The organism is Streptomyces sp. NPDC007983 (assembly GCF_042958345.1).
GTDB lineage: Bacteria > Actinomycetota > Actinomycetes > Streptomycetales > Streptomycetaceae > Streptomyces.
This window is the reverse complement of sequence record NZ_JBIBJI010000025.1, coordinates 63,170-84,264: the sequence shown is the minus strand read 5'-3', so window position 1 is coordinate 84,264 and position 21,095 is coordinate 63,170. Positions and strand designations below refer to the sequence as shown.

Annotated in this window: 20 protein-coding genes and 1 riboswitch; of the genes, 4 read left to right on the top strand and 16 right to left on the bottom strand. The window is 73.3% G+C overall.

Features of this window, described 5'->3' with window-relative positions; genetic code table 11:
* Positions 1 to 7 precede the first annotated feature (7 nt).
* The 6 genes from thpD to ACFZCY_RS40530 form a co-directional block, all read right to left on the bottom strand.
* The gene (gene thpD, locus ACFZCY_RS40555) at positions 8 to 895 is read right to left on the bottom strand and encodes an ectoine hydroxylase (protein WP_391185462.1); all 888 of its coding nucleotides are present in this window, start codon (positions 893 to 895) and stop codon (positions 8 to 10) included.
* 4 nt (positions 896 to 899) lie between these two features.
* On the bottom strand, positions 900 to 1,304 hold the full coding sequence (locus tag ACFZCY_RS40550; protein ID WP_391185459.1) for an ectoine synthase: 405 nt from the start codon (positions 1,302 to 1,304) through the stop codon (positions 900 to 902).
* 41 nt (positions 1,305 to 1,345) lie between these two features.
* A complete protein-coding gene (gene ectB, locus ACFZCY_RS40545) occupies positions 1,346 to 2,608 on the bottom strand; it encodes a diaminobutyrate--2-oxoglutarate transaminase (protein ID WP_391185457.1) in 1,263 nt (420 codons plus the stop codon).
* A gap of 110 nt (positions 2,609 to 2,718) precedes the next feature.
* Complete coding sequence (gene ectA, locus ACFZCY_RS40540; protein WP_391185455.1) at positions 2,719 to 3,267, bottom strand: diaminobutyrate acetyltransferase; 549 nt, start codon at positions 3,265 to 3,267, stop codon at positions 2,719 to 2,721.
* Between the two features lie 342 nt (positions 3,268 to 3,609).
* Complete coding sequence (locus tag ACFZCY_RS40535; protein ID WP_391185452.1) at positions 3,610 to 4,392, bottom strand: hypothetical protein; 783 nt, start codon at positions 4,390 to 4,392, stop codon at positions 3,610 to 3,612.
* Complete coding sequence (locus ACFZCY_RS40530; RefSeq protein ID WP_391185450.1) at positions 4,392 to 5,033, bottom strand: SigE family RNA polymerase sigma factor; 642 nt, start codon at positions 5,031 to 5,033, stop codon at positions 4,392 to 4,394. The genes ACFZCY_RS40535 and ACFZCY_RS40530 overlap by 1 nt, the downstream gene beginning before the upstream one ends.
* Before the next feature lie 223 nt (positions 5,034 to 5,256).
* Here ACFZCY_RS40530 and ACFZCY_RS40525 point away from each other — a divergent pair, with 223 nt between their 5' ends.
* Positions 5,257 to 6,372 (top strand): amidohydrolase family protein, encoded by a 1,116-nt coding sequence (locus ACFZCY_RS40525; protein WP_391185448.1) that lies wholly within the window; start codon positions 5,257 to 5,259, stop codon positions 6,370 to 6,372.
* Between the two features lie 225 nt (positions 6,373 to 6,597).
* The gene (locus ACFZCY_RS40520; protein WP_391185446.1) at positions 6,598 to 7,494 is read left to right on the top strand and encodes an SCO1860 family LAETG-anchored protein; all 897 of its coding nucleotides are present in this window, start codon (positions 6,598 to 6,600) and stop codon (positions 7,492 to 7,494) included.
* 130 nt (positions 7,495 to 7,624) lie between these two features.
* On the opposite strand, the gene cobC is transcribed toward ACFZCY_RS40520, so the two are convergent.
* The 10 genes from cobC to ACFZCY_RS40470 form a co-directional block, all read right to left on the bottom strand.
* A complete protein-coding gene (gene cobC / locus ACFZCY_RS40515; RefSeq protein ID WP_391185443.1) occupies positions 7,625 to 8,704 on the bottom strand; it encodes an Rv2231c family pyridoxal phosphate-dependent protein CobC in 1,080 nt (359 codons plus the stop codon).
* On the bottom strand, positions 8,694 to 9,533 hold the full coding sequence (locus ACFZCY_RS40510; RefSeq protein ID WP_391185440.1) for a CbiX/SirB N-terminal domain-containing protein: 840 nt from the start codon (positions 9,531 to 9,533) through the stop codon (positions 8,694 to 8,696). Before ACFZCY_RS40510 ends, cobC begins: the two co-directional genes overlap by 11 nt.
* Before the next feature lie 64 nt (positions 9,534 to 9,597).
* Complete coding sequence (locus ACFZCY_RS40505) at positions 9,598 to 10,059, bottom strand: cobalamin biosynthesis protein (RefSeq protein ID WP_391185438.1); 462 nt, start codon at positions 10,057 to 10,059, stop codon at positions 9,598 to 9,600.
* Positions 10,060 to 10,077: 18 nt separating this feature from the next.
* The gene (locus ACFZCY_RS40500; protein ID WP_391185435.1) at positions 10,078 to 11,553 is read right to left on the bottom strand and encodes a cobyrinate a,c-diamide synthase; all 1,476 of its coding nucleotides are present in this window, start codon (positions 11,551 to 11,553) and stop codon (positions 10,078 to 10,080) included.
* Positions 11,547 to 12,143, bottom strand: a complete 597-nt coding sequence (gene cobO, locus ACFZCY_RS40495) for a cob(I)yrinic acid a,c-diamide adenosyltransferase (RefSeq protein WP_391185432.1) — start codon at positions 12,141 to 12,143, stop codon at positions 11,547 to 11,549. The genes ACFZCY_RS40500 and cobO overlap by 7 nt, the downstream gene beginning before the upstream one ends.
* Positions 12,143 to 14,332 (bottom strand): putative cobaltochelatase, encoded by a 2,190-nt coding sequence (locus tag ACFZCY_RS40490; protein ID WP_391185429.1) that lies wholly within the window; start codon positions 14,330 to 14,332, stop codon positions 12,143 to 12,145. The genes cobO and ACFZCY_RS40490 overlap by 1 nt, the downstream gene beginning before the upstream one ends.
* Before the next feature lie 58 nt (positions 14,333 to 14,390).
* On the bottom strand, positions 14,391 to 15,983 hold the full coding sequence (locus ACFZCY_RS40485; protein ID WP_391185426.1) for a cobyric acid synthase: 1,593 nt from the start codon (positions 15,981 to 15,983) through the stop codon (positions 14,391 to 14,393).
* Positions 15,980 to 16,942 (bottom strand): cobalamin biosynthesis protein, encoded by a 963-nt coding sequence (locus ACFZCY_RS40480; RefSeq protein WP_391185423.1) that lies wholly within the window; start codon positions 16,940 to 16,942, stop codon positions 15,980 to 15,982. Before ACFZCY_RS40480 ends, ACFZCY_RS40485 begins: the two co-directional genes overlap by 4 nt.
* Before the next feature lie 140 nt (positions 16,943 to 17,082).
* Positions 17,083 to 17,224: riboswitch (cobalamin riboswitch) on the bottom strand.
* Between the two features lie 163 nt (positions 17,225 to 17,387).
* The gene (locus tag ACFZCY_RS40475; RefSeq protein ID WP_391185420.1) at positions 17,388 to 17,618 is read right to left on the bottom strand and encodes a hypothetical protein; all 231 of its coding nucleotides are present in this window, start codon (positions 17,616 to 17,618) and stop codon (positions 17,388 to 17,390) included.
* A gap of 15 nt (positions 17,619 to 17,633) precedes the next feature.
* On the bottom strand, positions 17,634 to 18,956 hold the full coding sequence (locus ACFZCY_RS40470) for an inorganic phosphate transporter (protein ID WP_391185416.1): 1,323 nt from the start codon (positions 18,954 to 18,956) through the stop codon (positions 17,634 to 17,636).
* A gap of 253 nt (positions 18,957 to 19,209) precedes the next feature.
* Here ACFZCY_RS40470 and ACFZCY_RS40465 point away from each other — a divergent pair, with 253 nt between their 5' ends.
* The gene (locus ACFZCY_RS40465) at positions 19,210 to 19,899 is read left to right on the top strand and encodes a class II aldolase/adducin family protein (RefSeq protein ID WP_391185414.1); all 690 of its coding nucleotides are present in this window, start codon (positions 19,210 to 19,212) and stop codon (positions 19,897 to 19,899) included.
* A 46-nt stretch (positions 19,900 to 19,945) separates the two neighbouring features.
* Positions 19,946 to 21,073 (top strand): alpha/beta hydrolase, encoded by a 1,128-nt coding sequence (locus ACFZCY_RS40460; RefSeq protein WP_391185411.1) that lies wholly within the window; start codon positions 19,946 to 19,948, stop codon positions 21,071 to 21,073.
* Positions 21,074 to 21,095: the final 22 nt, after the last annotated feature.

Genomic DNA, 21,095 nt, shown 5'->3' with positions numbered 1-21,095 from the left:
CGGTGGATCACCGCACCGGCGTGAAGTCCCGGGCCCCGATGAATTCCGGCCGCCGCACCGGCGCCGCGAACGGCTCCACCGCCGTGTTCTCCACGCTGTTGAACACGATGAAGACGTTGCTGCGCGAGTAGGGCGTGATGTTGTCGCCCGAGCCGTGCATGCAGTTGCAGTCGAACCAGGTCGCCGAACCGGCCTTGCCGGTGAACAGCTTGATGCCGTGCTTGTCGGCGAAGCCGGACAGCGCCTCGTCGGACGGGGTGCCCGCGTCCTGCATCTGGAGCGACTTCTTGTAGTTGTCCTTCGGCGTCTCGCCCGCGCACCCGAGGAACGTACGGTGCGACCCCGGCATGATCATGAGGCCGCCGTTGGTGTCGTAGTTCTCGGTGAGGGCGATCGAGACCGACACGGTCCGCATGTTCGGCAGGCCGTCCTCGGCGTGCCAGGTCTCGAAGTCCGAGTGCCAGTAGAAGCCAGAGGCCCCGAAACCCGGCTTGACGTTGATCCGGCTCTGGTGGACGTAGACGTCCGAACCGAGGATCTGCCGTGCGCGACCCACCACGCGCGGGTCGCGCACCAGGTTCGCGAAGACCTCGCTGATCCGGTGCACCTCGAACACCGACCGTACGTCCTTCGACTTCGGCTCGACGATCGAGCGCTCGTCGGCGCGCACGTCCGGGTCGACGATCAGCCGGTCCAGCTCGGCGCGGTAGACCGCGACCTCGTCCGGAGTGATGAGCTGATCGATCGCCAGAAAGCCATCGCGATCGAAATCGCTCAGCTCGGACGGCTGCATCGGACCCTCGGCCCCGGGCTCGGACCACACGACGGGGTCCACGCGGGGCGTGGCCACCTCGATGGGTCCGCGGGTCGGGTACAGGTCAGTGACCGTGGTCATCGAATCATGCCTCCTCGGTCTCGGTGATCAGGGGGTACACCCCGTTCTCATCATGGTCCTCCCGTCCGGTGATCGGCGGGTTGAAGACGCAAACGCAACGGAAGTCCTTTTTGATACGCATGGTGTGCTTCTCGTGCCCGTCCAGCAGATACATCGTGCCGGGCGTGATGATGTGCTTCTCACCGTTCTCGTCGTTGGTGAGCTCGGCCTCCCCCTCGACGCAGAGGACCGCTTCGATGTGGTTGGCGTACCACATGGACGTCTCGGTGCCCGCGTAGAGCGTGGTCTCGTGCAGGGAGAAGCCGACCTTCTCCCGCGCGAGCACGATGCGCTTGCTCTCCCAGGTACCCGATTTGGCCTTTACATGCCTCTCGGTGCCCTCGATGTCCTTGAAGGATCGGACGATCACGGTGAGTCGCTGCCTTTCTGCTGTTACGTTACGTAGGGTGTTCAGGCGGTTTCGCGAACCGCCCGGGCGAGGATCCGCAGACCCTCGTCCAGTTCTTCGGGCGTCATCGTCAGCGCGGGCAGCAGCTTGACGACCTCGCTCTCCGGACCGGAGGTCTCGACCAGCAGGCCGAGCTCGAAGGCGCGCTTGCAGACGGCCGAGGCGCGCGGCTTGTCCTCGAACTCCATGCCCCACACCAGGCCGCGGCCACGGAAGGAGATGCCGGAGTTCTCCTCGCAGATGGCGCGCAGGCCCTGCTCGACCTGCTCACCGCGGGCCAGCGTCTGCTTCTCCATCTGGCCGTCGGCCCAGTAGGTGTCCAGGGTCGCGGCGGCGGTCACGAACGCGGGGTTGTTGCCGCGGAACGTGCCGTTGTGCTCACCGGGCTCCCAGATGTCCAGCTCCGGCTTGAAGAGGGTGAGCGCCAGCGGCAGGCCGTAACCGCTGATCGACTTGGAGACCGTCACGATGTCCGGCGTGATGCCGGCCTCCTCGAAGGAGAAGAAGGCACCGGTGCGGCCGCAGCCCATCTGGATGTCGTCGACGATCAGCAGCATGTCCTGGCGCTCGCACAGCTCGGCCAGGGCGCGCAGCCACTCGGCGCGCGCGACGTTGATGCCGCCCTCGCCCTGCACGGTCTCGACGATCACGGCGGCGGGCTTGTTGAGGCCGGAGCCCTGGTCCTCGAGCAGCCGCTCGAACCACAGGAAGTCCTCGACCGCGCCGTCGAAGTAGTTGTCGAACGGCATCGGGGTGCCGTGGACCAGCGGGATACCGGCGCCGGCCCGCTTGAAGGCGTTGCCGGTGACGGCGAGCGAGCCCAGCGACATGCCGTGGAAGGCGTTGGTGAACGAGACGATCGACTCGCGCCCCTTGACCTTACGGGCCAGCTTCAGCGCGGCCTCGACCGCGTTGGTGCCCGTCGGGCCCGGGAACATGACCTTGTACGGCAGGTCGCGCGGGCGCAGGATGTTGTTCTGGAACGACTCCAGGAACGCGCGCTTTGCCGTGGTCGACATGTCCAGACCGTGCGTGACGCCGTCACGCTCGATGTAGTCGATCAGCGCCCGTTTCAGGACCGGGTTGTTGTGGCCGTAGTTGAGTGACCCGGCCCCGGCGAAGAAGTCGAGGTAGGTGTGGCCGTCCTCGTCGTACATGTGGCTGCCCTGCGCGCGGTCGAAGACAGCAGGCCAACCGCGGCAGTAGCTGCGCACCTCCGACTCCAGGGCCTCGAAGACGCTCAGGGCGGGCGGGGTGATGGTCACAGCATTCTCCTGGGAGATGAGTGCGAGGGGTGAGGGGGTGAAGGGCGTGCGCCCTCGGGGTACGGGGATCGGGGGCAGAAATCGGGGGATGACCTCAGGGGATCCGGGGCTCAGCCACGGTCCGCGAGCGGGCCGATGCGGTAGAGCACCTCGGGCTCGTGTCCTCCGTCGGGGAACAGGCCGCCGTCGAAGAGCACCTCGCGCTCGACGGGCGCCCCGTGCCGCTCCGCGAAGGACGTGAACAGCCGGTTCGACGCGGTGTTGTCCGGGGTGATCGTGGTCTCGATACCCCGGATGCCCGTCGCGGCGACGCGGGCGGTCAGCCCGTCCAGCAGCGTGGCGGCCAGTCCGCGGCCGCGCCATGCCTGATCGACGGCGACCTGCCAGACCACCAGGGTCTCGGGCCGCTCGGGGCGGATGTAGCCGGTGATGAAGCCGACCGGTCCGCCCTCGGCGTCGCGCGCCACCACGGAGGTGGCCGCGAAGTCGCGGCACCACAGGAGGTAGCTGTAGGAGGAGTTGAGGTCCAGAGTCTTGGAGTCGCGGGCGATTCGCCAGATCGCGGCTCCATCCTCGACGCGTGGCGTGTCGAGGGTCAGCCCCTCTGGCAAATCAAATTCGCTACGGGCGCCTACTCGGTCTGCTTGTGCGGCGGTCATGCAAATTCAATTTACCCAGCGCGATCTAAAAATGCATCGAGGAGAGGGGTTACGTAGAGGGGGGTCGATGTGGTAACACGCGAGGGCGCGCATGCGCGCGTCGGATCGCTGAAAAGCGGTGATTTGAGGGGGAGTTAGCGGGGTGAAACGGACCGCGTGTGGAGTGTGTCACATATGAGTAACGGGGTCGTGATGCCGCCGAATTACCGTGTCCTGGGCCACTAAAAAAAGTGCGTTTAGAGATCGGAAGCCGGGGAAGACGAGTTGGGAAGAGGTGTTTGAAAAACGCCCCGAATTTATCTTACGGCCTTCCGGAATTCATTCCGCCGGATCTCCGGGAACCTACCGTCGAAAGTCGCCGCGGACGGCGAATGCCCCGGACGGGCCGTGGCCGGTGGCGGAGTAGCCGTCCCGCCCGGCGTCCCGGCTGCCCTCGGCGTGGTTGTACTGCCCCGCGAAGACGTAGCGGCCCGCCGGTACCGTAGCCCCCTTCCGGAGCGTCCAGCGGTAGACCAGCACCCCGTCCTCGGAGCGCACCGAGGTGGCCAGGTCGCCCGTATGCACGGTGCTGAAGGAGCCGGTGGTGCGCACCCCGCCGTTCTCCGCGACCCGCAACTCCACCGTCAGCGACGTCAGCGGCTTGCTCGTCGTGAGCGAGATGTCACTCTGCGCCCAGTACGGGTTCGAATTGGGGTTGATCGCCCCCTGTGAGCGCACCGCCGGATCGGCGAGGTGGTTTGGACCGACCGCCGTGGGAAAGGCGCTCGGCGTGTGCCGACCAGCCCCGTCCCCCGCGCCGCCGCCCGGCCGCTTCGTCGTGTCGCCGCCCCGGCCCGCCGGCGGCCCGGCCGGTTCGCTCGACGTCCGTACCGTCTGCGGCCCGTCGGCGGTGTCGGTGGTCACCACCGCGATCCCGGCGGCGGCCACCGCCGCGGCCAGCCCCGCCGCCGGGCCCACCAGCCGGGCCCACTGCCGACCGGGGGCGCGCCGGACACGTCGCCGCTCGTCCGCCGCCATGCCCGCGGTGACCCGGGCCAGCATCCGGGTCCGGTCCGGCTGGTGCGCCTCGGCGGCCTCGCGCAGTTCGGCGGCGACATCGCGCCGGTCATCGCGATGGTCGATCATCAACCGTTCCCTCCTGGGTGCCCGGCGTGACCCACGCGGCCGGGGCGGAGCCCCCGTACCGTCTCCTGTGCCGACGGCGCGGGTGGCTGGGCCTGCGCCCGTGTCCCCGCCGCGGGCCGCTCGGGGTCGTCGTCCGGCGGGCCGAGCAGCCGCTCCAGCTCGGCGATGCCACGGGAGGTCTGGCTCTTGACCGTGCCCACCGAGATGCCGAGGGTGCGGGCCGTGTCCCGCTCCGACAGGTCGAAGGCGTGCCGCAGCACCACACACGCCCGCTTCCGGAACGGCAGTCTCACCAGCGCGGCCTGCACATCCACCATCGCGGACACATCCGGATCGTCCACCCGGTCCGAGCGCTCCGAGGAGAACAGCGCCACCCGCCGCCGCTCGCGCACCAGGCTGCGGATCCGGGACCGGGCCAGGTTGGCCACCACGCCCCGGGCGTACGCGGCCGGATGCTCGGCGACCCGCACCCGGTCCCACCGGTGCCACACCGCGACCAGCGCGTCGGCCGCCAGGTCGTCCGCCCCGTCGGAACTGCCCAGCAGCAGGTGGGCGAGGCGGGCCAGCTCGGCATGGTGCCGCTCGAAGAACTCCCGGAACTCCGCCTGCGCGTCGGCCGTCTGTGCTCCGGCCGTCTGCACCCCGGCTGTCCGTAAGTCCGCTGCCCGTAAGTCCGCTGGCGGTAAGTCGGCGGCCGCGTCTGCCGGGCCATCGGTAGGAGCGCTCACGCGGGCCTCCTCACTGTCCCTCGTCCGGTGGGTTGCGTGAGCGTAGCAGCGCTCCCCGTGTTGTACGAGTGGAGCTCTTTCGCTTCCTGGGAATTGGCCGGTCAGCACCCCGGCGCCGTCTCGTACAGTGCGTGACATGAGGGAGAGCGCGGTGCTGCACATCAAGGGGCGGATCCTGGCCGGTCCGGAGGACGGGGACGCCGGGGGCGGCCGGGACGAACTGCGGGACGAACTGTGGGTGATCGACGGAAAGATCACCTTCGACCGGCCGGCCGGGGCCCGGGACGTATCGAGGCTGGACGGCTGGGTCCTGCCCGGGCTCGTCGACGCCCACTGCCACGTCGGCCTGGACGCCCACGGGGCGGTGGACGACGCGACGAGCGAGAAGCAGGCCCTCACCGAACGCGACGCCGGGGCGCTGCTGCTGCGCGACGCCGGATCGCCGTCCGACACCCGCTGGGTCGACGACCGCGAGGACCTGCCCCGCATCATCCGGGCGGGCCGCCACATCGCCCGCACCAAGCGCTACATCCGCAACTACGCGCACGAGATCGAACCGGAGGACCTGGTCGCCTACGTGGCGGCCGAGGCGCGCCGCGGCGACGGCTGGGTCAAGCTCGTCGGCGACTGGATCGACCGGGACAGCGGCGACCTCTCCGCCTGCTGGCCGCGCGGGGCGGTCGAGGCGGCCATCGCCGAGGCCCACCGGCTCGGGGCGCGGGTCACGGCGCACTGCTTCGCCGAAGAGACCCTGGCCCCGCTGGTCGAGGCCGGCATCGACTGCGTCGAGCACGCGACCGGGCTGACCGAGGACACCATCCCGCTGTTCGCCGAGCGGGGCGTCGCCATCGTCCCCACCCTCGTCAACATCGCCACCTTCCCGACGCTCGCGGACAGCGGCGAGGCCAAATTCCCGCGCTGGGCCGACCACATGCGGCGGCTGCACGCGCGGCGCTACGACACGGTGCGCGCCGCCTGGGACGCGGGCATCCCCGTCTACACCGGCACCGACGCGGGCGGTTCGCTCGCGCACGGGCTGGTCGGCCAGGAGGTCGCCGAGCTGGTCAAGGCGGGCATCCCGGTGCGGGACGCACTGTCGGCGGCCACCTGGGGCGCCCGGGCCTGGCTGGGACGGCCGGGGATCACCGAGGGCGCCCCCGCCGACCTCGTGGTGTACGACGCCGATCCGCGGACCGACGTACGGGTCCTGACGGCGCCGCGCCGGGTGGTGCTGCGGGGCCGGGTGTTCTGAGCGGGGCCCAGGGGGCCTGGGCGTACGAGGCGGTCGAACGCTTCGGCGAACAACACCCTTTGGGATGAACGGACTTCATGTGTCTGCCTGTTTACCCTCGGTGCGCAAATATGGCGTCGTCGAGGCCGTCGGCGCCCGTGGAGTCCCCCGCGGCAGGCGCCGGCGGCTCCATGTCTCCTGTGGGGGTCAACTCACGTGTCCTTTTCACGCAATACCTTCTTCGGCATGCCCGCCCGCCGTCTGGTGGCGGTCTCCGCTGTCTCCGCCGTCTCCGTCCTGGGCGTCCTGCCCGCGGCCACGGCGCAGGCCCGGACCGGCCACACCACCGGCAAGGCGAGCGCGGCCGTGCTCCGTACCGACCTGAGCGTCTCGCTCCTCAACAAGACCGTCACCGCACCGCTGGTGACCTCGCTGAACGAAGTCCAGGCGCCCCGGACCGCCAGCAAGACCGCGCTCAGCGCGACCGTGGCGGGCGTCAACGGCGACCGCCCCTTCAGCGTGCTGCGCGCCGACGTGGCCACGGCCCGCGCCGCCACGGACAAGTCCCGGTCCGAGGGCTACTCCAACCTCGTCAACGCCAAGGTGAACGTGCCCGGGCTGCTCTCGGTGCCGCTCATCACGGTCGAGCAGGTCACCTCGAAGGCCGTGTGCGCGGCCGGGAAGAAGCCGACCGCCGACTCCAACGTGCTCGGCACGGTCAGCGTGCTCGGCAAGAAGGTCACCCTGACCGCGGGCGGCTCCACCAAGGTCGACGTGCCCTCGCTCGGCCAGGTGAGCCTGGATCTGTCGCGCACGGCGACCACCTCGCGCACCGCGGCGGCCACCGCGCTCGCGCTGAAGGTCTCGGTGAACCCGCTCAAGCTCAACGTCTCCGAGGTCGAGGGTCAGGTCACCCTGGCCCACGCGACCTGTGAGGCGCCCGGCGCCCCGGCCAAGCCGGAGAAGCCGCAGGTCGGCAACCAGACGAAGCCGGAGCCCAAGCCGGAGCACCTCGCCGAGACCGGCGGCAGCTCGGCCACCCCGTACTTGGTGGCAGGCGGCGCCGCGCTGCTCGCCGCCGGTGGCGGCGCGGTGCTCCTGGGCCGCCGCCGGCGGGCCGCCGGAACGCGCGGTGATGCGTAGGCACCACCCCACCCAGCAGCCGGTGCCGGAGGTCGACCCACCCCGACCCCCGGCACCGGCCAGGGCCTGCCCGGCGCGGCTCACCCCGCCCGGGCAGGCCCCAAGGGCCTTCCGGGACCCGTGGCGAGGCTCAGCCGTCCTGCAGGGCCTTGGCCAGGGCGATGACCAGGCGGTCGGTCGTATCGCGGTCGCGGACGGCCAGCCGCAGCCAGTCCGGGCCCAGCCCCGGGAAGGTGTCCCCGCGGCGCACCGCGAAGCCGAGGTCGCGCAGACGGGCCCGTATCGCCGCCGCGTTCGGCAGCCGGACCAGCAGGAACGGACCGGCCGCCGGGCCGCACACCCGCAGCCCGGCCTCGCCGAACTCGCCCAGCCGGCCGGCCAGATAGGCGCGGTCGGCGGCGGTCCGCTCGGCGGCCCGCGCCGCCTCCGCCAGCGCGGCGGGCGCACAGCACGCCTCCGCCGCCGCCAGGGCGGGGGCGGACACCGGCCACAGCGGCTGCACCCGCTCCAGCTCGGCGACGATGCCGGGGTCCGCGAGCACGTATCCGATGCGCAGCCCCGCGAGCCCCCAGGTCTTGGTGAGGCTGCGCAGCACGACCAGCCCCGGCACATCCGTGCGGGAGGCGAGCGACGCGGGCTCGCCCGGCACGGCGTCCATGAACGCCTCGTCCACCACCAGCGTCCGCCCGGGCCGGGCCAGTCCGGCGAGGGTGGCGGCCCGGTGCAGCACGGAGGTGGGGTTGGTGGGGTTGCCGACGATCACCAGATCGGCGTCGTCCGGCACCGCCGCCGGGTCCAGCCGGAAGCCGTCCCGCTCATCGAGCAGCACCCGCTCCACCGGATGCCCGGCGTCCCGCAACGCGGCCTCCGGCTCGGTGAACTGCGGATGCACCACCACCGGGCGCCGCGCCGGAAGGGCGCGGGCGATCAGCACGAACGCCTCCGCGGCCCCCGCCGTCAGCAGCACCCGCCCCTCCGGCACCCCATGGCACGCGGCCACCGCGGCGCGCGCCGCCCGCCCGTCCGGGTAGGCGGCCAGCCCGTCGAGGGACGCGGCGATACGGTCCTTGAGCCAGCGCGGCGGCGTACCGGCCCGGACGTTGACCGCGAGGTCCGTCAGCCCGGCGTCGGCGCCCCGCACCTCCGCGTCCCCGTGATGCCGCAGATCGAACCCGGGGACCGTCCCACCGGCAGGTATGTCAGCGGACATCGGCGTGGAGGTCCGGGTGGGCGTGGGCATGGGCCGCCTCGTCGTCGAGCCGCGCCCGCTCGGTCACCCCGGCCACCTCCTCGTAGCGCTCCATGACCAGCTCGGCCAACTCCACGGTCGGGCCCATGACATCGGCGGATACCACCTCGGCCTCCGGATGCGCGAGCGCCCAGCCCTCCGCCTGCTGCCGCACCCGCTCCAGCGCGTCCCCGCCGAACAGGAAATACGGCAGCACGACGATCCGCCGAGCCCCGAGCCGCACACAGCGGTCCAGCCCCGAGGGCACGTCCGGCGCGGCGAGCGAGGCGAAGGCCGTCTCGACGCCCGCGAAACCACGGCCCTCCCACAGCAGCCGGGCGGCCCGGTGCACCTCGGCGTTGCCCTCCGGCAGCGGCGACCCGTCGCCCACCAGCAGCACCGTCGTCTGCGCCCGGTCCGAGGGAGAGCGCCGGCCGCCGCCCAGCGCCTCGTCCAGCCGCTGCTCCAGCACCCGCAGCAGCCGGGGATCCGGGCCCAGCGGGCGGCCGAAGACGAACGAGGCGTCCGCGTGCCGCTCCGCCTCCTGGGCCAGCGCGGCGGCGACGCCCTCTCTGGGATGCTCCACCGGGCTCAGGCTGAGGGGCACGACGGCGAAACGGGTCACCCCCTCTCCGACGAGCCCGGCCACCGCGTCGGCCAGCGGGGGCGCGTCCGGCCTGGTGAGGCCGCCCGCGACGGGCAGGTCGGGATGGCGCGCGCCCAACTCCCGTACGAAGTCCTGGAAGGCGCCGGCGCGCCTTGCGTCTCGGGTGCCGATGCCTGCGATGAGCAGCGCGGGCGGGGTCGTCACGAGGTCTCCTTGGTGCAGGTGAAGCGGGTCTCACGGGAGCGAGTGGCAGTCTCGCCCCGAGACGTTACTGAGCGCCGTCGGGACACGCCACAGCAGGTCTTCGGCCGTTTCGCGGACCACGGCGGGCGATCGCACAGGTGGCCCTCGACGGCCTGCCGGCGCCCGGTTCCGACTTCCGCTTGGCGACGAGCAGTTCGCCTCCCGGCCCGGCGGCCAGCAGCGCGGCCGCCTCGGCCACACTGGGTGTCCCCATAGCGGTGAGCGCCGCCGTGGACGGATTCGTTACCTCGACGGCGGCCAGCATCCGCGCTCCGTACCCACGCAGCGGCACCCCGAACCGCTCGGCCGCGGCCAGCAGCCCCGGCTCACCGGCCTTGGCCTCGACCGTCGCCAACTCGGCGACGCCGCAGGGCGCGAGGCCCGCCCCGGCGAGGGCCGCCGCCACCAATCCGGTCACCTCGCCCACGGACACCCCTCGCCCCGCACCGACGCCGATGACCAGATCCGGCTTCCGTGTCCGGTCCACCTCAGCTCACCGCCTCCGTCACCCGGCGGCGGGCACACATCCGGCCACGAACCGGGCCGCCACACCGGGCACCGCCGCCCAGTGCACATGCAGATACGAGGCATGCACGGCGCCGGGGGCGAACCCTTCGGCGCGGCGCTGCGGATGGACGAGGCCCCAGGCGGGCGTCGGCCCCGCGCCCGGCTCGACGGTGGTGCGGTGGAACTCATGACCGCGCACCCGGGTCCCCGCGGCGGCGAGGGAGGTGTCGGAAATGGCCACGGCCTCACGGTAGCCCAGCGTCAGCCGATCCGACATGTGTGCCTCGGCGTCCACCACTCCGCACATCGGGCGGCCGTCCAGCGAGCGCGCCAGATACAGCAGCCCGGCGCACTCGGCGGCGATGGGCGCACCGGTCGCCGCCAGCTTGGCGACCTCGGCGCGCAGCGGCTCGTTCGCGGACAACTCCGGTGCGTACACCTCCGGAAAGCCGCCACCGATCACCAGCCCGCCGGCCCCCTCGGGGAGGCGCTCGTCCCGCAGCGGGTCGAACGGCACCACCCGGGCGCCCGCCGCGGTGAGCAGCTCGGTGTGCTCCGCGTAGGAGAAGGTGAACGCGGCCCCGCCCGCCACGGCGACCACCGGCCGCCGCCCCTCCGGCAGCGGACTCTCCGCTGCGGCCTCCGCCGCCGGGCCCAGCTCCGCCACCGGATCCCACACCGGCCCGGAGAGGGGAGGCGCGCTGCCCGCCAGCGCCATCAGCCCGTCGAGATCGCAGCCCTCCCGCACCCACGCGGCCAGCGCCGCGACCGAATCCGTCGCCTCCGCGCGCCGCTCGGCCACCGGGACCAGACCGAGGTGACGGCTGGGCGTGCCGACCTCGCGCATCCGGCGCAGCGCACCGAACACCGGCACCCCGGCCCCTTCCAGCGCCTCCCTCAGCATCGCCTCGTGCCGGTCCGAACCGACCTTGTTGAGGATCACCCCGGCGACCCGCACCTCCGGGTCCCAGGAGGCGAAGCCGTGCACCAGCGCCGCCACCGAACGCGACTGCGAGGACGCGTCCACCACCAGCACCACCGGCGCCCGCAGCAGCTTGGACACCTGGGCCGTGGACGCCAGCTCGCCCTGCCCGGCCGCCCCGTCGAACAGCCCCATCACGCCCTCGACCAGGGCCAGATCGCAGCCCGCCGCGCCATGCAGGAACAGCGGGGCGATCCGGTCCGGACCGCACAGATAGGCGTCCAGATTCCGGCCCGGCCGCCCGGCCCCGCCACCAGGCGCCCCGCCACCCGACGCCCCGCCACCAGGCGCGCGGCCGCCACTCGCCCGGCCGCCACCGGAGGGCGAGACGGCCAGCGCGTGATAGCCGGGATCGATGTAGTCCGGGCCCACCTTGTGCGGGGACACATCCAGACCGCGCTCCGCGAAGGCCGCCATCAGCCCCGCGGTGACGGTCGTCTTGCCGCTGCCGGAGGCGGGCGCGGCGACGACCAGCCGGGGAACTCTCACCACTCGATGCCTCGCTGGCCCTTCTGACCGGTGTCCATCGGGTGCTTGACCTTGGACATGTCGGTGACCAGGTCGGCGAAGTCCACCAGCGGCGCCGGTGCGTTGCGCCCCGTGATGACGACGTGCTGCGTGCCCGGCCGGTCGCGGAGGACCGCCACCACTTCCTCAGGATCCACCCAGCCCCAGTGCATGGGATACGCGAACTCGTCCAGCACATACAGCCGGTATGTCTCCGCCGCGAGATCGCGCTTGACCTGCTCCCAGCCCTCGCGTGCGGCCTCCTCGCTGGAAGCCATGTCGCGCTGGACCCACGACCAGCCCTCGCCCATCTTGTGCCATGCGACGGTCCCCCCTTCGCCCGAGTCGCCCAGGACGCGCAGCGCGCGCTCCTCGCCGACCCGCCACTTCGCGGACTTTACAAACTGGAATACACCGACCGGCCAGTTCTGGTTCCACGCCCGCAGCGCCAGGCCGAACGCGGCCGTCGACTTGCCCTTCCCCACGCCCGTGTGCACGAGCACGAGCGGCCGGTTGCGGCGCTGGCGGGTGGTCAGCCCGTCGTCGGGGACGACGGTCGGTTGTCCTTGCGGCATCAGGCTGCCCTCCGTGTGTTCTGTACCGTCCGTACATCGCGGACCAGCGCGGTCACGCTGTCCGCGCGCAGTTCGTCCAGGGTGACCGGCGTGCCCCGCAGATCGCGGGCGAGCGCGCCCGCCAGACCCAGCCGCACCGGCCCCGACTCGCAGTCGACGACCACCGAGGCGACCCCGTCGCCCGCGAGCAGCCGCGCCGCGCGGCTCGCCCGGGCCACCGGCGTGGACCCACCGGAACCGGCGGCCGCACCGGGGCCCGCCGCCTTCTTGGACTCGGTGGCCCGGCCGTCGGTCACCACGACCAGCAGCGGACGGCGCGAGGGGTCCCGCAGCCGCTCCACCCGCAGCACCTCGCGGGCCTTCAGCAGCCCCGCCGCGAGCGGCGTGCGGCCACCGGTCGGCAGCTGTTCCAGCCGGGCGGCGGCCGCGTCCACCGACGAGGTGGGCGGCAGCGCCAGCTCCGCGTCCGCCCCCCGGAAGGTGATCAGACCGACCTTGTCCCGCCGCTGGTAGGCGTCCAGCAGCAGTGACAGCACCGCGCCCTTGATCGCGCCCATGCGCTTGCGGGCGGCCATCGACCCCGACGCGTCCACGACGAACAGCACGAGGTTGCCCTCCCGGCCCTCGCGCACCGCCTCCCGCAGATCGTCCCGGCGCACCAGCAGCCCCGGGCCGCGCCGCCCGCGGACGTGCTGATGCGGGGCGGCGGCCCGTACCGTCGCCGCCAGGTGAAGCGAGGTCAGCGTCCCCTGGGGGCGGCGCGCACCGGCGGTGCGGCCGTGCGCGGTGCGGGCCCGCGACCGCCGCCCGGCCGCGCCTTCGCCGAGCCCCGGTACGTCCAGCCGCCGGGTCCGGAACGGCTCCGCGGCGCCCACGGCCGCCCGCTCGGCGCCGCCGCCACCGGCCCCGCCGTCGTCCGCGCGGGGCTCCGGCTCTTCGGGCGCGGCCTCGGCGGACGCCTCGGGGTCGGCCGACCGCTGCTCGGGGCCGGACGGCTCGGGCCCGCCGGGCGGCGGCGCCTGCTGCTGCCCGTCGTCCTGCGGGTGGCCACGGCCGGGCCCGTCGGGGCCGTCTCCGGAGCCCGGGGAGGGCCCGCCCTGGTCGTCGGGGTCGTCGGGGTCGTCATCGGGGCCGTCGTCCGGATCGGAGCGGTCCGGCTCGGGGTCCGGCTCGTCGTCCTCGAACTGCCGCAGCACCTCGTCCAGCTTGTCCTCGTCCAGCCCCGGCGCGTCGAACGGCGCCCGCCGCCGCCGGTGGGGGAGCGACAGGAGCGCGGCCTGCCGTACGTCCTCGGTCGTCACGTCCGTCCGGCCCGCCCAGGCGGCCAGCGCCGTCGCCGTACGCGCCGTCACGATGTCCGCGCGCATCCCGTCCACCTCGAACGCCGCGCACACCGCCGCGATCTGCCGCAGCGCGCGGTCGCCCAGCCGGACGGAGGGCAGCAGGGCGCGGGCCGCCGCTATGCGCTCCCGCAGCTCGCCCTCCTGGCGCGCCCAGCGCCCGGCGAACCCGGCCGGGTCCTCGTCGTACGCCAGCCTCCGGCGCACCACCTCGACCCGCTCCTCGGTGTCCCGCGAGGCGGTGACCTCGACGGTGAGCCCGAAGCGGTCCAGCAGCTGCGGCCGCAGCTCGCCCTCTTCCGGGTTCATGGTGCCCACCAGCAGGAAGCGCGCGGCGTGCCGTACGGAGACGCCCTCGCGCTCCACATAGGAGGCGCCCATGGCGGCCGCGTCGAGCAGCAGGTCGATCAGGTGGTCGTGCAGCAGGTTGACCTCGTCGACGTACAGCACGCCGCGGTGCGCGTCCGCGAGCAGCCCCGGCTCGAACGCCTTGACCCCGTCCGACAGCGCCCGCTCGATGTCGAGTGACCCGACGAGGCGGTCCTCGGAGGCGCCGACCGGCAGCTCCACCATCCGCGCGGGGCGCGCGTCCCCCGGGCTGGTCTCGTGCGGCCCGTCCGGGCAGCCGGGGTCGGGCGCGGCCGGATCGCACGAGAAGCGGCACCCGGGGACGACCTCGACCGGCGGCAGCAGCGTGGACAGGGCGCGCACGGCCGTCGACTTGGCCGTGCCCTTCTCGCCGCGCACCAGCACGCCGCCCACGGCGGGGGAGACGGCGTTGAGGAGCAGGGCGAGCCGCATGTCGTCCATTCCGACGACCGCGGTGAACGGGTAGGCAGCGGTGGTCATGCTCGGGTACCTCCTACGGTGCGTGCGCGGTCGGTGCGTGCGGGCTCGCGTCTCGTGCTCAAGCCGTTCCTCCCGGCGCCCCGGGCGGCACGAAGGGCAGCCCGTCCGGTACGCCGTTCTCGATGAGCCTCAGCAGCGCGTCCGTGTCCGCGTGCTCCTCGATCAGATCTCCCAGCCGGTCCAGCTGCTCCTCGCGCAGCTCCCCGAAGCGGGTGTCGGGGGCGGGCACGAACGCCCGGCCCGCCGCCTCCGCGACGCGCCGCAGGAAGGCGCGGCGGAAGCCGTCGCTCTCCAGCGAGCCGTGCCAGTGCGTGCCCCACACCGCGCCCGCCCGGCAGCCGTCCAGGAAGGGTTCGTCGCCCCCGGCGAGCAGTTCGGCGACCCCGTGGTGGATCTCGTAGCCCTCCACCCGCTCGCCCAGCGCCTCGCCCACCGGCCGGGCCAGGGTCTTACCCGTGGCGAAGCGGACCCGTACGGGCAGCAGCCCGAGGCCCGCGACCGTTCCGGCCTTCGACTCGACCTCGTCCTCGATCGCGTAGCCGAGCGCCTGGAAGCCGCCGCAGATGCCGAGCACCGGCCGCCCCTCGGCGGCCCGCCGCATGATCGCGTCGGCGAGACCGCGTGTCCGCAGCCACTCCAGCGCCTTCACGGTGCCCCGGGTGCCCGGCAGCACCACCAGATCGGCGTCGACCAGCTCCTCCGGGCGGTCCACGAAGCGCACGACCACGCCCGGCTCGGCGGCCAGCGCGTCCACGTCGGTGAAGTTGGACATCAGCGGTACCGCGGCCACCGCGACCCGCAGCACGTCCGCGCCGTGCGGCGGCGCGACGACGCTCTCGCGCACCGCGCCGCGCAGCGAGACCCGCAGCCCGTCCTCCTCGTCGATGCCGAGGCCGTGCGCGTACGGCAGCACACCGACGGTCGGCCGGCCGGTGAGGTCGCGCAGCATGTCCAGACCGGGCTCCAGCAAGGTCACGTCGCCGCGGAACTTGTTCACCACGTAGGCGGCGATATGCCGCTGGTCCTCGCGGGACAGCAGCGCGGTCGTGCCGAAGAACGACGCGAAGACGCCGCCGCGGTCGATGTCCCCGACCACGACGACGGGCAGCCCCGAGGCCCGGGCGAGCCCCAGGTTGACGATGTCGGTACGGCGCAGATTGATCTCGGCCGGGCTGCCAGCGCCCTCGCAGATCACCGCGTCATGGGTGCGCCGCAGCTCGCTCAGGCATGCGGTGACGGTGTCCAGCAGCCCTTCGCGCCGCTCCGAGTGCAGCCTTTCCTCGGGGGACACCGCACCCGACAGCGGCTTCGCCGCGGGCCCAGACCCCCCGTAATACCCACGCGCGCTCATCTCGCCCACCGGCTTGCCGAGCAGCACCACCTGGCTGCTGCGGTCGCTGCCCGGCTTCAGCAGGACCGGGTTCATCAGGGCGCTCGGTTCGACGCGCGCGGCGGCGGCCTGCATGGCCTGGGCCCGCCCGATCTCGGCGCCGTCCCGGGTGACGAAGGAGTTGAGCGACATGTTCTGCGCCTTGAACGGCGCGACCCGGAGCCCTTCGCGCGCCAGCCAGCGGCAGATGCCCGCCGTGACGACGCTCTTACCGGCGTCCGAGGTCGTCCCCGCGATGAGCAGTCCGCCCCCCGAGGTCATCGGGTCACCCCTTTCCTGCCTGTTGCGCAACGGCCCGCGACAGTGGCGAGCAGGGCGAGCGCCGAGACCCGCCGTGAGAGGCGGACCGCCCGCGGAATGTCGGCCACCGTCACGGGACGGCCGCCCGGATTCAGCACCGGGCGGTGCTCGACCCGGCCCCCGTACGCCAGCGTGCCGCCCAGCCGCACCCCCAGCGCGCCCGCGAACGACGCCTCCACCGGGCCCGCGTTGGGGCTCGGGTGGCGTCCGCCGTCGTGGCGCCAGGCGCGCCGCGCGCCGCGCGGGTCGGGCCCGGCGAGGGTGGCCAGGACGGCTGTGAGACGGGCGCCGGGCCAGCCCGCGGCATCGTCCAGCCGGGCCGCCGCCCAGCCGAACCGGCGGTAGCGGGCCGACGTGTGGCCCACCATGGCGTCCAGGGTGTTGACGGCCCGGAAGCCGACGAGCCCCGGCACCCCGGCCACGGCCCCCCACACCAGCGCGCCCACCACCGCGTCCGAGGTGTTCTCGGCCACCGACTCGACGACCGCCCGCGCGATCTGCTGTTCGTCCAGCGCCTGCGGATCGCGTCCGCACAGATGCGGCAGCCGCTCCCGCGCGGCGCCGACGTCGCCTGCGGCCAGCGCGTCACCGATGGCCCTCGCCTCCCGTACCAGCGAGGTGCCGCCCAGCACGGCCCAGGTGGCGGCGGCGGTCAGCGCGGCGTCGGCCGTACGGCGGGGCCCCGCGAGGGTGCGTACGGTACGGGCCAGCAGCGCGGCACCGGCGGCCGCGCCGCCCGCGCACAGCGCGGTGTGCAGGGCCCCGGAACCGCGGTGGTCGCGCCACAGCCGCCGCTCGACGGCCGCGGCGGCGCGCCCGAACGCGGCCACCGGATGGCCGCGGCGAGGATCGCCCGTGGCGAGGTCGCCGAGGAAGCCGAGAGCGGCGCCGCACGCGTACGAGGCGTGGTCCGCGCGCATCCTCAGGCCGCCGTCACGCCTCTGCGGCGGGAACCGCCGCAGAGCACATGGACAGGTGGGGCTGACGGCGTGGCAGTGCCGGGCATGACGGTATGTCCTCACTCAGGGTCCGCGCCCTGGCTCGACGTGACCGGCGGTGAGAGTCTCCTGGCTCCCGGATCCGCGGCTCTCCCGGTCTTCCAGCCTTCCTCGCGTACGGACGGCCGTGACCCCTTGCGGTGAGGGAAGAGCGCTCCCCGGTGACAGTGGCGGGACCGCGCCGGATTCTCACCGGCTTCCTCTCCTGCCGCCGTTTGGCTCGGGAAGTCCACCATGGGGCGCGAATGGCCGTCAACTGGCATGTGACCTGCGATGCCGTAGTGTGCCGAGGCCCACAGCCCGTGGGAACGGCCGCGGGGCGGTGGGCGCCGATCGGCACCCACCGCCCCGCGGCCGTTCCGTGGCCTCAGGCCACGATCAGATAGATGCCGTACGCCACCACCGCGGCGCACAGCGCGAAACAGGCGTACGCGCCGGTGCGCGCAACCGGGGACGCGCCGCCCGCGGTGGCCTGGGGCTGCGGCTGCGCCGTACGGGAGGTGCCGATGATGCCCAGGGTGAAGACCCCTACGACGCCGACCGTCACCGCGAGGCTGACGCCGAAGACCTGGCCGAGGGCCGCCCAGTCGATGTGCATTGCGTGTGCTCCCTGTCAGCTGGAGGAACGGGTCCCCGCGGCGGCGGGGGTGGGGGCGGATTCGGACGAGGCGCGCGCGGCGGACACCGCGTCCGTGACGTCCGTGACGTCCGTGGCGTCCGTGCCGGCAGCGCCATCGGCGGCCGACGCGGTGGCCGGGGCCTTTCCGGCGGGCGGCGGGGCCACCGACCGCACGGCGGCGGTGACGACACCGACCGGCTCGGCGGACTCCGCACCCGGCGCGTTGACGTTGCTCGCGTCCACCGGCTTGCGGCGCGAGAGCACCCAGATGACGCCGCAGCCCAGCACCGCCAGGACGGCGACCGCCGCGATGCCCCCGTTGCCCTGGCCGGCCAGCAGCGCCGCACCGGCGGCCACCAGACCGGCGGCCGGGAGGGTCAGCGCCCAGGCGACGACCATGCGGCCCGCGGTCGACCAGCGCACCACACCGCCCTTGCGGCCGACGCCCGCGCCCATGACGGCGCCCGAGCAGACCTGCGTGGTGGACAGCGCGAAGCCGATGTGGGAGGAGGCCAGGATGACGGTCGCCGCGCCGGTCTGGGCGGCGAAGCCCTGCGGCGGCTGGATGTCGGTGATGCCCTTGCCCATGGTGCGGATGATGCGCCAGCCGCCCAGATAGGTGCCGAGGGCGATCGCGAGTCCGGCGGAGACGATGACCCACATGGGCGGGTCGGAGTCGGGCGCGATGACGCCGCCGGTGACCAGCGCGAGGGTGATGACGCCCATGGTCTTCTGGGCGTCGTTGGTGCCGTGGGCCAGGGAGACCAGGGCGGCCGAGGCGATCTGCCCGGCGCGGTAGCCCTTCGCGGTGTCCTCCGCGGCCCGGTCGTTCGCCAGCCGGTAGGTGAGCCGGGTCGCGGCCACCGTGGCGATGCCCGCCACGACCGGCGCGGCCACGGCCGGGATGAGGACCTTCATGACGACCGCGTCGCCGTTGACCCCGTCCATGCCGACGGAGACCACGGTGGCGCCGATGAGGCCGCCGAAGAGGGCGTGCGAGGAGCTGGACGGAAGACCGGCCAGCCAGGTCACCAGATTCCAGAGGATCGCGCCGACCAGCCCCGCGAAGATCACCTCGGGCCGGATTCCTGAGCCCTCGTCGATGATTCCGCCGGAGATGGTCTTGGCGACCTCCACGGAGAGGAACGCGCCGACGAGGTTGAGGACTGCCGACATCGCCACCGCGACCCGAGGACCGAGTGCTCCGGTGGAGATGGTGGTGGCCATGGCGTTGGCCGTGTCGTGGAAGCCGTTGGTGAAGTCGAACACCAAGGCCGTGACGATCACGATCCCGATGAGAAGCGTGATGTGTTCCATACACCCGGTCAATCAGTTCGGAGGGCGGTCAGTGCACGGTGAACGTAGGGAAACTGGGTGAACGGGAGATGAACTGAGGCGGGCGTCACGGTGACGCGGGCGCGGGGGCCTGAGAACGGCTGGATTTCGACCGTACTCCCGTTCGCCATATGGAGTTTGACGGCCATACATCAACCCGATGTACCCGGTCCGCGCGGACCCCCGTACGCGCCGGCGTCCGTATGGAAGGATCGCGCCCCGGAGGTGAGGGCCCGTGACGGAGCCGCGATCGGCACGACGGCCACAGCCGAGGCTGACCCAGCCCCTGCGGCAGGCCTGGACGCATGTGGTGCGCACGGCCCGCAGAACCACCGCCGACGGGCTCGTCGTCGGCACCTCGGGCAATGTGTCGGCCCGGGTCGGCGACACCGTCCTGGTGACCCCGAGCGGCGTCCCGTACGACCGGCTCGGCCCCCGGGACGTGGTCGGCGTCGACCTCGACGGCCGACAGGTGCTGGGCACCCTCGCGCCCACCAGTGAGCTGCCCATGCACCTCGCCGTCTACCGTGGCACGGAAGACGCCGAGGCCATCGTCCACACCCACGCCGTTCACGCCACCGCCGTCTCCACGCTGGTCGACGAACTCCCCGCGATCCACTACATGACCGCCGCCCTCGGCGGGCCGGTCCGGGTCGCCGGCTACGCGCTCTACGGCACCGATGAATTGGCCGAAAACATGCTGCAGGCGCTGCGCGGCCGCTCCGGCTGTCTGCTGCGCAACCATGGCACCGTCGTCCACGGGGCGACGCTGGACCAGGCATACGACCGCACCGCCCAGCTCGAATGGATGTGCCAGGTCTGGCTGGCCGCGGCATCCGTACCCGGCCGGAGCCCCGCACTTCTCCCGCCCGCCGAGCTGGACCGCGCCGCGGCCAAGCTCAGCGGCTACGGCCAGCCAAAATAACCAGTTCCGCTGGCCGCCGCGTGGGTACCCGCCGACACTGGGAGGGATGCGTGTGCGGACAACGGCGGTGGCTGCCGCCACCACTCTGCTCGGTATCGGCGCGGCCGCGGTGGCGGTGGGCCGGTACGTCACCGACGCTGCGCTCAAACCGGCCCCCGACCGGCCGCTGCCGAACGAGCCGCCGCTCACCGTGCACGCCGTGGAGGACGGGCGGATCACCCTCACCCGTTCGCTCGCCTCGCTGCGCCCCGGCACCTACGGTCTCGCCGGCCGGAACCTCCACGCCGTCGTCGGCCCGGTGGACGAGGACGTTCCGCACCCCGCCGACTGCGTCGTACGCCGCCTGGAGCGGGTGACGCACGGCGCCCTCGACGCGGGCACCCGGGTCCGGCTCACCCCGCAGGTGTACGTCGGCGACCCGAAGGACGCGCTCGGCATCGAGCACGCCGACGTCGACGTCCCCGGCGAACTCGGCCCGCTGCCCGCCTGGTTCCTGCCCGGCGAGCGCACCACCTGGGTGATCACCACCCATGGCCTGGGCACCACCCGGGAACACCCCATGGTCGTCATGCCGCTGCTGAACCGGCTGCGGATCCCGGTGCTCGACCTCGCCTACCGCGGCGACCCCGGCGCCCCGCGCCCGCCCGACGGCATCGGCCACCTCGGCGACACGGAGTGGCGCGATCTCGACGCCGCCATCCGCTACGCGGTCCGCTACGGGGCGGAGAGCATCGTCCTGCACGGCTGGTCCACCGGCGCCTCCATGGCCCTGCACGCGGCCGCCAACTCCGCACTGCGGCACCGGCTCAGCGGCATCTTCCTGGACTCCCCGGTGCTCGACTGGCGGGCCACCCTGCGCGCGCTCGCGGCGGCGCGCCGCACCCCCGCCGCCCTGCTCCCGCTCGCCGTCCGGGCCGCGGAAGGGCGCACCGGGCTGCACGACGGCAAGCTCGCGGAGGCGGCCGACCCCGAGAGCCTGCGGGTGCCCACGCTCATCGTGCACGGCCCCGGCGACACCCTCGCGCCCTGGGGCGCGTCGCGTGAACTCGCCGACGCCCGGCCCGAGCTGGTCACCCTTCACCCGGTCCGGCACGCCCCGCACGCCGCCATGTGGAACGCCGATCCCCAAGGCTACGAGGAGGTCCTGCGGCGCTTCCTCACGCCCCTCATATAAGGCGTCCGGGGGGTTCGGCCAG

What these genes read in the sequence shown, in the direction of transcription:
- ACFZCY_RS40475 (WP_391185420.1), bottom strand. Translation starts at nt 17,618, where the DNA reads ATGCACATCGACTGGGCGGCCCTCGGCCAGGTCTTCGGCGTCAGCCTC.
- ACFZCY_RS40460 (WP_391185411.1), top strand. Translation starts at nt 19,946, where the DNA reads ATGCGTGTGCGGACAACGGCGGTGGCTGCCGCCACCACTCTGCTCGGT.
- ACFZCY_RS40470 (WP_391185416.1), bottom strand. Translation starts at nt 18,956, where the DNA reads ATGGAACACATCACGCTTCTCATCGGGATCGTGATCGTCACGGCCTTG.
- cobO (WP_391185432.1), bottom strand. Translation starts at nt 12,143, where the DNA reads ATGCCGCAAGGACAACCGACCGTCGTCCCCGACGACGGGCTGACCACC.
- cobC (WP_391185443.1), bottom strand. Translation starts at nt 8,704, where the DNA reads ATGTCCGCTGACATACCTGCCGGTGGGACGGTCCCCGGGTTCGATCTG.
- ACFZCY_RS40480 (WP_391185423.1), bottom strand. Translation starts at nt 16,942, where the DNA reads ATGCGCGCGGACCACGCCTCGTACGCGTGCGGCGCCGCTCTCGGCTTC.
- ACFZCY_RS40525 (WP_391185448.1), top strand. Translation starts at nt 5,257, where the DNA reads ATGAGGGAGAGCGCGGTGCTGCACATCAAGGGGCGGATCCTGGCCGGT.
- ACFZCY_RS40520 (WP_391185446.1), top strand. Translation starts at nt 6,598, where the DNA reads ATGCCCGCCCGCCGTCTGGTGGCGGTCTCCGCTGTCTCCGCCGTCTCC.
- ACFZCY_RS40490 (WP_391185429.1), bottom strand. Translation starts at nt 14,332, where the DNA reads ATGACCACCGCTGCCTACCCGTTCACCGCGGTCGTCGGAATGGACGAC.
- ectA (WP_391185455.1), bottom strand. Translation starts at nt 3,267, where the DNA reads ATGACCGCCGCACAAGCAGACCGAGTAGGCGCCCGTAGCGAATTTGAT.
- ACFZCY_RS40485 (WP_391185426.1), bottom strand. Translation starts at nt 15,983, where the DNA reads ATGACCTCGGGGGGCGGACTGCTCATCGCGGGGACGACCTCGGACGCC.
- thpD (WP_391185462.1), bottom strand. Translation starts at nt 895, where the DNA reads ATGACCACGGTCACTGACCTGTACCCGACCCGCGGACCCATCGAGGTG.
- ACFZCY_RS40535 (WP_391185452.1), bottom strand. Translation starts at nt 4,392, where the DNA reads ATGATCGACCATCGCGATGACCGGCGCGATGTCGCCGCCGAACTGCGC.